This is a genomic window from Winogradskyella aurantiaca (genome assembly GCF_003362725.1).
GTDB lineage: Bacteria > Bacteroidota > Bacteroidia > Flavobacteriales > Flavobacteriaceae > Winogradskyella_A > Winogradskyella_A aurantiaca.
Map to the genome: position 1 here is coordinate 209,893 of NZ_QKTV01000002.1, position 12,960 is coordinate 222,852.

Consider the following 12,960-nt stretch of genomic DNA (forward strand, 5'->3'; position numbering starts at 1 on the left):
CTAACCGTTTGTAATGTTGAACAATTAAAACTCAAAAGAATGAAAATTATTTCAAAAATGTTAAAACTGCTACCGGTTTTTCTGTTGGTTTTAGGACTAACTGGATGTGGTGATGACGATGAACTTAACATGGGCCCAGGGGTGCAAACCACCACTGTTGTGGATGTGGCTCTTGACAATGACCTAAACATTTTAGCAGCAGCACTTATAAGTGCTGATTTAGTAACCACCCTTGAGGGTACAGGACCTTTCACCGTATTTGGTCCAACGGATACGGCGTTTCAGAATTTGTTAGACTCAAATCCTGCATGGAATGGATTAGAAGATATCGATCCCAGCTTATTACGCAATGTGTTATTAAATCATGTGATTATAGGATCTAATATTAGCTCATCAGACCTAGTAACTGCGGGAGAAGGCTATGCGATCACAGCAGGTGTTGGACCCAACGAGTCTAATTTAAGTTTGTATTACAATACTTCAAATGGTGTTATTATTAATGGATCGACTGAAGTAACTAATGCTGACAACGAAGCTACCAATGGTGTCGTTCATATTGTCAATGAAGTTATTTTACCGCCTACCATTGCCACCTTTGCCACAGCCAATCCAGCGCTTGAGAATCTAGTTAGTGCCTTAGCATTGGCTGATACTGGTGACAGCCCAACGGTACCATGGATAAGTACAGTTTCCAGTTCAGAAGCTGGTCCTCTAACGGTATTTGCTCCAACCAATGATGCCTTTGCCGATTTATTGATGGAACTTGACCCTAGTGGGATGACAGGACTTGGTGATTTAGATCCAGGATTAGTTGACACCGTACTAACATTACATGTACTAACATCAAATACGCGCTCTACAGGCCTATCAAGTGGCACTTTAACCACTCTCGGGGGCAACGTAACTCTTGATGCCAACAATTTAACGATTACCGATGCTAATGGTCGCGTGAGCAATATTATTGTATCTCTAGTGGACATTCAAGGCGCCAATGGTGTTGTGCACGTTATTGACAAAGTAGTGCTTCCAGAATTGGAAATGAGTAACAATATTATCGACGTCGCTATTGCCAATGACTTCATTATTCTTGCACAAGCATTAACCTTGGTAGAAGATCAGACAGAAAACGACTTAGTGTCCTTATTACAAAGCGATGGTCCTTTCACTGTATTCGCACCAAGCGACCAAGCCTTCCAGGACTTATTAGATAGTAATGATGAGTGGAGTGCTTTGACTGATATCCCAATCGATGTTCTGACTAATGTGTTACTGAACCATGTGATTGTTGGAGCTGAGGTTATGGCTGAGGACCTAATCCAAGCCGGATCTGGATACACCAATACAACCGCTATAGGCCCAGATGAAGCCAATTTGAGTTTGTATTACAATGTTGTTAATGATGTGGTACAACTTAATGGCGGTTCTTCATCTGCCGTAGGAGCCAACGTTACCACCCCTAATGTTGGGGCTGACAATGGTGTTATTCATGTAATTGATAAAATTTTATTACCACCTACAGTTGTCGATTTTGCTCTAGCAAATCCTGCATTAACAAACTTAGTTGCGGCTTTAGGTGCAGCCGATGGACAAGACCCATCACCAGAATTAACACCGACGCTTTCTGGCACAGGGCCATTTACAGTATTTGCACCAACCGATGGGGCTTTTGCAGATCTTTTGCAGGAATTGGAAGTTGATGGTTTAGGAGACTTAGATGCCGCCTTAGTGGAAGATGTATTATTAATGCATGTGGTTGCTGATAACGTACGTTCATCAGAATTAAGTACCGGCGCAGTGCCTGTACTAGGGGGATCCGTACAGTTAGATGCTAATGCACTAACCATTGAAGACCCTAATGGTAGAGAGAGTAATATTGTTATTGAGCTTGTTGATATTCAAGGAGCTAACGGTGTTGTTCATGTTATCGACAGAGTGATTCTACCGGAACTATAATTGGAAAATCGAGGCTGATTACCTCATTTTTATATTGATTGATTTAGTTAGTAAGAAACCCCTCGGATGAGGGGTTTTTTTAAACCTAGCCAAATCAAAGAGGAACTGTTAAAGTTGTTTTAAAATAAAAGCAATGAATAATTTTTGTTTAATGTTTTAGTTAGATTTGTTAAACAAAACGAATCTTTTGTAAAACAATTTAAACTCAAAGAATGATGAAACTTATTTCAAAAACACTAACATTACTATCTATTTTTGTTTTGGTTTTAGGCTTAAATAGCTGTAGTAATGACGACGATGGTGGTGAGACACCAGCTGATCCACAAAATATCGTGGAGATTGCCTTAGACGATCCACAATTAACATCTTTAGTTCAAGCTCTTCAAATTACTGGATTAACCAGTGTGCTGGAAGGACCTGGACCATTTACGGTATTGGCACCGACCAACGCTGCATTCGCAGGCTTTTTAGGCGGTACTCCAATTGAAGATGTGGATCCTGACGATCTAGCAGCAATTTTATTAAACCATGTTATTTCAGGAAATTTTAGAGCCTCTGATTTAGTTGGTTTAGGAGAAGGTTATGTACCTGGATCCTCACCTAACGCGCAAGGCCTATTTGTTTCTATTTATTTTAATACCTCAAGTGGGGTACGGTTTAACGATGCAGGAAACGTTACTTCAGACGGAGCCGATATTACTGCATCTAATGGAACTATTCACAAAATTGACGCGGTTTTAGATCTTCCAGATATTGCAGATCATGTCATTGCCAATAGAAATTATACAACCTTACTTGCAGCTCTTGGAGAGGCAGGTTTGGTAGGAGCTGTCCAGGGTGAAGGACCATTAACGGTTTTGGCTCCTGATAACGATGCCTTTACAGCATTCTTAGGTGACGGTGTAGATCCTGAAGATGTTGACGATGCAACATTAGAAAATATATTATTGAATCACGTATTAGGTGCGTCAATTACTTCTACAGACTTAGTTGACTTAGGGGCTGGCTATGCCACTACCCTTGCGCAAAATGCAGACGAAGACGTGCTAAGTTTATATTTTAATACTTCTGAGGGGGTAAGCTTCAATGGAGTATCAACTGTTGAGGCTGCTGATATCGTTGCAACTAATGGAGTAATTCATGGTGTTAACGCAGTAATTGGGTTACCAACTATTGCAACTTTTGCAACTTCTAATCCAGCATTAAGTGGTTTAGTTGCTGCTATTACAAGAGCAGACGAAGGAACAAATAATATTAATCTAGGGAATGTTATTTCGGACCCAACCATCGATCCTCTTACGGTATTCGCACCAGCGGATCCAGCTTTTGATGTATTGTTGAGTGATCTTGGTGTAAGCGGTTTAGATGAGGTTGACCCTGCCGCTGTTTACGATCTAATTTTATTACACATTACTGGTGGAAACGTAAGATCTACAGATTTACCAAGTAGTGGTACCATACCAACACTAGGAGGAGATATTACTATTAACGGACTTGTACTAACTGATGGAGATGGCAATGATATTAATATCATAGCTGAGTTAGTAGACATACAGGCAGTTAATGGTGTTGTTCATGCGGTTGACTATGTTATTAGAGCAGCTGTAGAATAATTAAAGTTTGAAAATCGAGGCTGATTACCTCATTTTTATATTGATTGATTTAGTTAGTAAGAAACCCCTCGAATGAGGGGTTTTTTTATTACCTGTATTTCTGAGTAGCTTTGTATAGTGTACCAAATTAATCACGGTATTGACTTATGACACGTAAAGCACTTTTTGAATTTGAAGACTTTTCATGGTTACCTCAAACCGTCCGTAATGGCATTACCAAACTCTTACAAGTATTGCACGGCATGCTGGGAACCAATGAGGTGCTAGCTAACCTAATTGAAGCGTGCAGAGTTAAGGTGCCTTTCAATCAAATTGTGGATCTGGGTTCTGGGTCTGGTGGGGCCATGCCCCAAGTATTGAAGCAACTCAACGGTCAATTATCTGAAAACAACCAGCTCACTTTAGTCCTAACAGATAAATTCCCCAACCAGACGGTGGTGGATGACATTAACTCCTTAAATGATCCACAGCTCTCCTATTTCAACCAATCCATAGACGCTAAAGAAATTGACCATACTCCAAAAGGCTTAAAAACCATGATTGCCAGTTTTCATCATATGGATCCTGATACGGCCCGGAATATTTTAAAATCGGCCGAAACCAGCAAGGAGCCTCTCCTTATCTATGAGATTGCTGAAAACAATGTACCTTTTCTACTTTGGTGTTTGCTCCTACCCTTATCCTTGGTCATACTCATCATCATGGCATTGGTGATGACACTTAAGGTAAGACCTCTTAGTCTTAAGCAGGTAATATTCACCTACCTCATACCTGTCATCCCTATCATATACGCCTGGGATGGTCAGGCCTCTTTAATGCGCACCTATACACTTAAGGACATAGAAGAGCTACTTGGTAACCAAAGACCTTCAGATTATATCTGGGACATACAACAAGCCAAAAAAGCCAACGGTAAAAAGGCAGGCTACTATGTATTTGGCTACCCAAGTAACCCTTAAAGACCTTTTAACAAGACGTTAAACTCTGTTATCTAGTGTTAAGGCATGCTGCTACTATGGACACGATGCCTTAAGTTTGACTTGTCAATCAAAAAACAGTCATTAGGTTAGTCACTGATGCACAATCAAATCCAAACAAGCCACCTCTGAGAGGTGGTTTTTTGATGCTCTAATGAAAAAAATTAGAAAAACACAACAAAACTTATAAAGCAGCCTTCTCCCCTTGGCTAGGTAAGGTGGGTTGATACTTGTCTATTTCATTTGAAAATTTTTCCTACATTTACTTATGATGAAAAATCTTACCTTGCTTTTAGTATTACTTACAGCCTCAATATGTAGAGCTCAAAATCACGACGAAACCGAACTGTCTTGTTTTACAATTAAAGGCCAAGATTCCATTAGGTCAGGTCAAACCATTAAATTCAATAATTGCTCAAAAGAATCCTACTTTTTCTATTGGGATTTTGACGATGGTAATTACTCATTTGAACAACATCCGTCTCATAGATTCAGGGAGGCTAAAATCCATAGTGTAACACTTTCAGTGCAAAAAGAGGAATTCAGGGATTTAAATGAAGACGGAGAAATTAATTTTAAAGATTTTCACAATGCCGTTACTTCATCAAAATTAATTCAAGTTACCCCTAAAGATAATATGGATTATGACCTGTGGTTGTTTGAGGGAAATGGTTTTAATGAAAATTCTTATCACAATGACTGGAATACTTCTCGAATAGAGTTTAGTGATTCGACTTTAATATCTGACGGGATTTACGAAAACTCAGGAGATTTTGAAGCAGAAAGGGCCATTGTTAGAACTCAAGGTTTATCTTTTGAAACACATAGTTTAGCAATCAAATTCAAACCAAATTTTGACTGGCATGCCAATTCACCTCGATCCCAACCAATACTTGTTGGCGGTCGATCTTACAGATGGCTTCGTATAAATTTGAATAAATCGAACAAAATCCAGCTCTCCTTCAATGGTAATGTACGTTTTTCTATCCCAAATAAAGGGCTTGAGATCAATAATCTTACTATCAAACCAGACTCGTTCAATCTACTATATCTTTCATGGGATATTCCTAATCATAAGGTATCAATTGCGGTTAATGATGAAGAACCAACTATTATTGATATACCTAGTGATTTTTACTTTCCAAGAGAATGGCGATCTGCTAAAAACTTGACAATTCAAGACTATTCATCAGGTCAGGCATTTAAAGGCGAGGTTGATTTTGTTTTTAGTGCCAATAAATGCATGAACCCTAGTGAAATCAACAAAATTCTGAATTCATATAAATGAAGTATTTAGTCTTCTGGGGGTTGGCCAGCATTAGTACCCTTTTAGTTCAAGGGCAAAATGACATTGAAATAAACAGCCTAAATGATAAACGCCTTATCCATGTTTTAAACAGTTCAGAGTTACTAGATGAAAACCGGGATTTCTATTTAGGTGTTAGAATTTATGCCATCGATAATGGCACAGCTAGTGCTGGATTTGCAAGTTCTGAGGTATCACACAGTCTATTATTTGCCATTACAGAATTTGACGAACAGCCCAAGCAAAGCCTATTTGAAGTAGGCCCCTTTCTTAATCCTAAATTCCTAGCTTGGGGTCATCAAGATGAACAGACCAAAGAATTTAGTATCGAACATGGTTTGGCTAAGAATCGGCAGGTACTATACTTTAAGGCCAGTATTGATGCGATTGTTGAAATTAAATAGCATCAAATTATAACATATTAAAAACGAAAAAGCCACCGCAAGAGTGGCTTTGTAATTCTATATAGCGTTTAGCGCTTCTTTTTACCTTTTTGATTCTGTTGCAGTTTTTGCTGCTGCTCCGCTTGTTCCATCATCTCCTTCATTTTTCGCTGGAAGCGATTTTCTTTCTTAGGCTTGGCCTTACTCACCTCAATCTTAGCAAGCACCTTATCTTCATCGATAATGTAGTTTTTGATGACTAGCATGATACCAATGGAAATCAAGTTGGAAATAAAGTAGTACAAACTCAATCCAGAGGCATAGTTATTAAAGAAAACCAACATTAATAAAGGTGAGAAATAAATCATGTATTTCATCATCTTGGTCATGTCTGGCATCCCTTCCTGAGTTGGTTGTGCCTGTACCTGCTGTCCAGTGGTCATTTTCATATAGAAGAAAATAGCAACGGCTGCTAATATTGGGAACAAACTTACGTGGTCCCCATAGAATGGGATATGGAAGGGCAGCTCCAATACGGTATCGTAGGAACTTAAATCGTCCGCCCATAAGAAACTCTTTTGTCGTAAATCAAAAGCCGATGGGAAGAACATAAACAAGGCATAGAACACTGGGATCTGCATTAAGCCTGGTAAACAACCACTCAAGGGGCTAGCACCCGCCTTACTTTGCAAAGCCATAGTTTCCTGCTGTGCCTTTAGCTTGTTGTCTTTGTACTTTTCTCTAATAGCATCCAGCTCTGGCTTTAAAATACGCATCTTGGCCTGAGACAAGAATTGTTTGTACTGCACAAAAGACAGTAAGAGCTTCACCAGAATGGTCATAACAATAATGGCAATACCATAAGGCAGGAAGCCACTTAACCATGAGAATAATGGGATGAAGACGGCTTTATTAATCCACCCAAAAATGCCCCAACCAAATGGTATACTTTTCTCCAAACCACGGTCGTATTGCTTTAAAACCTTAGCGTCCGTTGGCCCGTAGTACAGCCCTAACTTGGTATCCAAACCACCATTTCTAAACTCTAATGGTAATTTGGCAGTGTACATTTTTGTGTAAACCGTGTCCACTTCCTCATCCTCAACCAAATCCTGAGAGGTCATGGCCACCTCCTTAAAGGTATTTTCAGCGACTAGAATGGAACTAAAAAAGTGCTGTCTAAAAGAGAACCAGGACACATCTGTTTCAATCTCATCGTCATCCCCCATCTGCCCCAACTTATCCACCTTATCGCTATCGTGCAAATAGGTTAAACGGGTATAGCGGTTTTCATAGGTGATACTTTTATCATTGCGAAAGCCCTTTTGCGCCCATTCCAGATTAATTGCTTGAGAGGTATTAAACACTCCATCAAGCCCTTGAGATCTGATAGAGAAATCGATCATGTAATCCCCTGGCTTTAACTCGTATCGGTATTCTAAATAGGCAGATTCGGACACCTTAAGTTTCATAGAAACCACCGTACTACCTGATTGCTCGGTTACAGTTGGCTGAAAGAAAAGGTCCTGTGTGTTGAGTGTACGGTTATCGGAAGTCCCAAAATTGATATTGAAATTGGAATTTCCATCCTTTACCAAATAAATAGGCGCCGCATCATAATCTACAAATTCCTTGAGGCGCACTTCAGCTAAATGACCTCCCTTATTATTAAATTTTAATTCAAAAACATCGGTCTCCACTGTGGTTTGCACATCTTTGGCGCTTGATAGCGTAGATGAATATCCAAAGGCCCCCAATTTATTTTGTATGGCTGCTCGCTGAACCGAGTCCATGGCACCGTTATTTGAGAAATCGGCGGCTGTTGTCTGCTTGACCTCCTGTGATGCCTCTTTAGCTTTTTGCTCAACAGCCAGTTGCTCTTGTTCGGCTTGCTTTTGGGCTTCTATCTCTTCAGGACTTGGTGCCTGTTGGTACATAATCCAGATAAGGATTCCAAAAATCAATATGAATCCTATTACTGAATTTAAGTCTAGTTTCTTTTCTTCCATGTTCAAAAATTAACGCTGCAATAACTTACAGCCAAGCTATCTCGCTTTGGTCTTCTGTACTCAAGAAGCCTACCAAGATATAAATTATGCCATACTGGCACTTTTCTTCTGTTGATGGTGTTTTTTAACGGCGCCGACAAAAGCTACAAATAACGGGTGTGGGTTGGCTACTGTACTTTTATATTCGGGGTGGTACTGCACTCCTACAAACCAGTCATGATTAGGAAGTTCAATAATTTCAACAAGATTGGTTTCCGGATTGACACCTGTAGCAACCATTCCAGCAGCTTCAATCGCCTCTATATAACTATTGTTAAACTCGTAACGGTGTCTGTGACGTTCCATGATGACAGCTTCACCGTAAACCTCAGACACAATACTATCTGGCAAAAGATTACAAGCCCAGGCTCCTAAACGCATGGTGCCACCTTTATCAACAATCGTCTTTTGAGATTCCATCAAATCAATCACTGGGTGCGGTGTGCCTTCCTCCATTTCTGTAGAATTGGCTCCTTCCAGGTTTAAGACATTTCTAGCGTATTCTATAACGGCCATTTGCATGCCCAGACAGATGCCTAAAAACGGAATGTTGTTCTCTCTCACATACTGTACGGCCTTAATCTTTCCTTCAATACCACGTTCACCAAATCCAGGAGCTACCAATACTCCATCCAACCCTTTTAGCTTATCAACCACATTGGAAGCTGTTAAATACTCTGAGTGAATAGGTTCTACCTTAACCTTCACCTCGTTAGAAGCTCCTGCATGAATAAACGCTTCTAAGATGGACTTATAGGAATCCTGAAGTTCCACATACTTACCTATTAAACCAATGGTTACCTCAGCAGTCGGGTTCTTGTGCTTGGTTAAAAAGGCATTCCAACCTTCTAAATTACACTCATGAGATTGTAGTCCAAGTTTTTTAAGAACCACCTTATCAAGTCCTTCATCCAGCATTAAATTAGGCACATCGTAAATGGTGGAAGCATCAATAGATTGTATCACGGATTCCTTTTCGACATTACAGAAACGTGCTAGCTTGGTTTTAATACCATCGCTCAATTCATGTTCGGTTCTACAAACCAAAATATCAGCCTGCACCCCACTCTCCATTAAGGTTTTGACACTGTGTTGTGTTGGCTTGGTCTTTAACTCACCTGCTGCAGACAAATAAGGCACCAGAGTTAAGTGAATCACCAAGGTATTTTGCTCACCCAAATCCCACTGCAACTGTCTCACAGATTCTATATAAGGTAACGACTCAATATCCCCAACTGTGCCACCGATTTCGGTAATAACGATATCATAGTCGCCAGAATTCCCCAATATTTGGATGCGATTCTTGATCTCATCGGTAATATGAGGAATTACCTGAACTGTTTTTCCCAAGAACTCTCCTTTGCGTTCTTTTTCAATAACACTTTGATAAATTCTTCCTGTGGTGACATTGTTAGCTTGTGACGTAGGTACATTTAAAAATCGCTCGTAATGCCCTAAATCCAAATCAGTTTCAGCACCATCATCTGTAACGTAACACTCACCATGCTCATAAGGATTTAAAGTACCGGGGTCCACATTGATGTACGGGTCCAGTTTTTGAATGGTAGTTTTATATCCTTGTGATTGTAATAATTTGGCAAGAGAGGCGGCAATAATGCCTTTTCCTAGTGATGATGACACTCCGCCGGTAACAAAAATGTACTTTGTAGATGCTGACATGATGCGTTATTAAACGCAGGCAAATTTACAAAATTAAACGAGTAATAGCGCTTTTTTCAAGCTTAGTTACCCACGAAAAATAAAGGATTAATTGCAATTAGGAAGTACCCACGGATATATAAGGGCTGGTATAGGCTTCCAGAGCTTTGAGTGCTTCTGTTACATCCTTTTCCCAGCGGCGTTGTGCCTCTACATTAATGGAATGGTTGGTTTCACGATCATATAGATTTTGCATTTTATCCATATCCATATTGATGCGATTGTGAATTTGTTGCACCCGGCGTTTCAGGTTATTGGTGATGCGCAACTCACTGAGCTCTTTTCTGAGCATCCGCGCAAACAACTCGGTGATATCAAAATGCAGCTGTTCGTGCCCTAAAATATAATTGGTCTCACGATCTTGTTTTACCCAGGACTTATCTGGATAGAAATGGGCATAGACCTCCGCACTAAAACTAACAATAAGGTTGTTGGTTTGTTTAACTGAATAGCCAAATGTTAATCCAGAGGCAGTTAAAGCCACCGCTTGCATCTTTTCATTGGGAGTGGCCTTAAAATTGGCCCAAACCAGTGAATCTGTTGCACTCCAGGCAATCATTTCCTGGGCCGGCAGGGGTGTCCACAACAACAGTAGGATCAAACTTGTTTGAAGAAAGCCTTTCATTTCCAGTTGAACTGAATGTCTTTTTTAATGTCTGGGTGCAAACTGTAATGAACAGGACAAGTATGTCCTGTGCGTTCCAAAATAGTACGTTGCTTTTCATCCACCGCAAGATTCATATGCAGTACCACCTTAATTTCCGAAATCCGTCTTGGATTACTTGCCATGACCTTAGTCACCTCCGCCGTACTACCATCTAACTTAAGATCCATATCCCGGGCTTTAATCCCCATAACTGTTAACATACAACTTGCCAGGGCTGTGGCCACAGTATCTGTTGGTGAAAAGGCTTCTCCTTTTCCATTATTATCCGTAGGAGCATCTGTAATAAAGGTATTAGACGATTTAAGATGTTCGCATTCTGTTCTTAGATCTGATAAGTATGTTACTCTAGATGTCATTGTCCTACTTCAATTATTTCAAGGTCCTGGTATTGTATAATGTAACCGGATTGATTTACAAATCCTCCAAAGGCATCCTGCATATAACTAAACTTATTCTCATTATACTCAGTTGCAATTGAAGCATCTAGATTTTTGATCAACTTACCCTCTGAACTTGCAAGTCGCAGTAGAACGTCCAACATCAAATCAAAGCCTCTTATGGCATACTTACTTGGATTGACACCATAGCGTTTTTTATAGGCCATTACAAAACTATTAGGCTCTTGAGAAGGTAAATATTTATTAATGCTGGCGTAAACAAATTTTAGCTTAGACAAATGATTGTTATCCACATCTTCCGTTTCAAATGCTCTGTTATGATTGGTGGTAGTGAGTTCGATGCTTATGTCCAGTGCTTCTTCAGTTTCTTCATCAATAAATACAATCCCATTTAGCATACTTATCACATTAGATGCAAAGGCTGGATTTTTTGTTTCTAAAAACACCATGTTTCGACCTTCAACAAAGACCTCTTCCAAGTCCTGAGGTACTATGAAGTAAGCATCCTGCTTGTCCTTATTTAAGTTTGAAAATACCTGCTTAGCCGCCGGAAATTGTTTTTTTAAATTATCACTCACCTCCTTATGACTGCGATCTGCAATAATCACAATTTTGTCAATAAGCGAATCTTTTTTAATATGACTCACCACTTGTTTCGCCAAAAACTCATCCTTAGGTCGCGTTTGAACAGTATTTTTATACAGCTTACCAGGTTTTGAAAATGGGCTTATAACGGCCACAGAATCGTACTGACACATAGAAGCCAATCGATCGAAGTTTCTTGTACTCAAGGGTCCAATAACAGCATCATAGGACGAAAAATCCGTTTGGTTGGCCAAAGTGGTAACCTCCGAAATCTGGTACTTGGTATCAAAAACATCAAGTTTGGTTGATATTCCCAATCGGCTGGAAGAATCCAAGGCCATCAAAATCCCCGCATGAAAATCCAGAGTAAGACCTAAAACACGGTCCGATTTCATCATATCTTTGGTCTCACCAATAGAATCCGTATCTATTTTATGAAGTTGGAACGGCAATAAAACTGCAATTCGTTTTTCTGAGGTGTTGATCAATTCATTAGTTAAATCAACCTTAGGGGAGTCACTTTCAGACAAGGAGGTTTCGGTTTCTAAAGGCACCTTTAATATCATCCCTGCTTTTAGGCCATCACCCAGTAATTCAGGATTTAACTCTTCTAATTGCTGCTGTGTAAGCCCTAATTTTATCTCCAATCTGTAGAAGCCTTCTTTAGGTTGTACTTCATAGTAATTGTAAGCGGCATCAAACAGCTTTTCTTCGTTGGTAGCAATGTTAGGAACGTTTAACAAATCTCCAGGTTGCAAAACCTCATTCATTCCTGGATTTAAGGCCTCCAACTCTGGAACTGAAATCCCGAACTTGTAGGCTACGCGCCATTTACCCTCTTTAGGTCTTACGGCATATTTTTTGATGGTATTGTCATAAGTAACCTCACTCACAATGGTCTTAAAACGTGGGATTCTAATACGATCTCCTTTTTTAAGTTGCTCTGAATACAGACGCTCATTGTATTTCTTGATATCATCAATTGAAACATCATAATCCTTAGAAATGCTGTATAAGGTTTCCTTACGCTTTACGCGATGGTTACGATATCCTATAACTTGCTTAGTTTCCTCTGGCTGTGGTTCGTTTTTAACCCGGGAATTTGGTATGACCAGTACCATATTGGGTTTAAAATCCTGAAGGGCATCCGGATTTAAGGCATAGATATCATAAGGACTCACCAAATATAACTTGGCAATTTCTTCAATTGTTTCACCTTGTTGAACCTTATGGGTCTTGGGAGACTGGGCCGTTATTGTCCAGCTCGCCAACAAAAAAAATAGTACTAGAACGTATCTCATATATTGATTT

At 39.7% G+C, this 12,960-nt stretch carries 10 protein-coding genes; 5 read left to right on the plus strand and 5 right to left on the minus strand.

Annotation, left to right across the window (positions count from 1 at the left end; all coding sequences use genetic code 11):
* Window positions 1–39: 39 nt before the first annotated feature.
* From DN064_RS05140 to DN064_RS05160, 5 genes are all read left to right on the plus strand, one after another.
* A complete protein-coding gene (locus DN064_RS05140) occupies window positions 40–1,953 on the plus strand; it encodes a fasciclin domain-containing protein (RefSeq protein WP_157962242.1) in 1,914 nt (637 codons plus the stop codon).
* Between the two features lie 212 nt (window positions 1,954–2,165).
* On the plus strand, window positions 2,166–3,566 hold the full coding sequence (locus DN064_RS05145; protein WP_115461557.1) for a fasciclin domain-containing protein: 1,401 nt from the start codon (window positions 2,166–2,168) through the stop codon (window positions 3,564–3,566).
* Window positions 3,567–3,712: 146 nt separating this feature from the next.
* Window positions 3,713–4,525, plus strand: coding sequence for a hypothetical protein (locus DN064_RS05150; protein ID WP_115461558.1), 813 nt, complete (start codon window positions 3,713–3,715; stop codon window positions 4,523–4,525).
* Window positions 4,526–4,811: 286 nt separating this feature from the next.
* Window positions 4,812–5,831, plus strand: coding sequence for a PKD domain-containing protein (locus DN064_RS05155; protein ID WP_157962243.1), 1,020 nt, complete (start codon window positions 4,812–4,814; stop codon window positions 5,829–5,831).
* Entirely contained in the window at window positions 5,828–6,253 is a 426-nt protein-coding gene (locus tag DN064_RS05160; RefSeq protein ID WP_115461560.1) for a hypothetical protein, read from the plus strand. Before DN064_RS05155 ends, DN064_RS05160 begins: the two co-directional genes overlap by 4 nt.
* 68 nt (window positions 6,254–6,321) lie before the next feature.
* Here the strand turns inward: DN064_RS05160 and yidC are convergent, their stop codons facing one another.
* From yidC to DN064_RS05185, 5 genes are all read right to left on the minus strand, one after another.
* On the minus strand, window positions 6,322–8,241 hold the full coding sequence (gene yidC / locus DN064_RS05165; protein WP_115461561.1) for a membrane protein insertase YidC: 1,920 nt from the start codon (window positions 8,239–8,241) through the stop codon (window positions 6,322–6,324).
* Window positions 8,242–8,325: 84 nt separating this feature from the next.
* The gene (locus DN064_RS05170) at window positions 8,326–9,960 is read right to left on the minus strand and encodes a CTP synthase (protein ID WP_115461562.1); all 1,635 of its coding nucleotides are present in this window, start codon (window positions 9,958–9,960) and stop codon (window positions 8,326–8,328) included.
* 97 nt (window positions 9,961–10,057) lie between these two features.
* Window positions 10,058–10,624: a DUF922 domain-containing protein gene (locus tag DN064_RS05175; protein WP_115461563.1), complete on the minus strand. Its 567-nt coding sequence runs from the start codon at window positions 10,622–10,624 to the stop codon at window positions 10,058–10,060.
* Window positions 10,621–11,022: an OsmC family protein gene (locus DN064_RS05180; protein WP_115461564.1), complete on the minus strand. Its 402-nt coding sequence runs from the start codon at window positions 11,020–11,022 to the stop codon at window positions 10,621–10,623. Before DN064_RS05180 ends, DN064_RS05175 begins: the two co-directional genes overlap by 4 nt.
* A complete protein-coding gene (locus tag DN064_RS05185) occupies window positions 11,019–12,950 on the minus strand; it encodes a LysM peptidoglycan-binding domain-containing protein (protein WP_115461565.1) in 1,932 nt (643 codons plus the stop codon). The genes DN064_RS05180 and DN064_RS05185 overlap by 4 nt, the downstream gene beginning before the upstream one ends.
* Window positions 12,951–12,960: the final 10 nt, after the last annotated feature.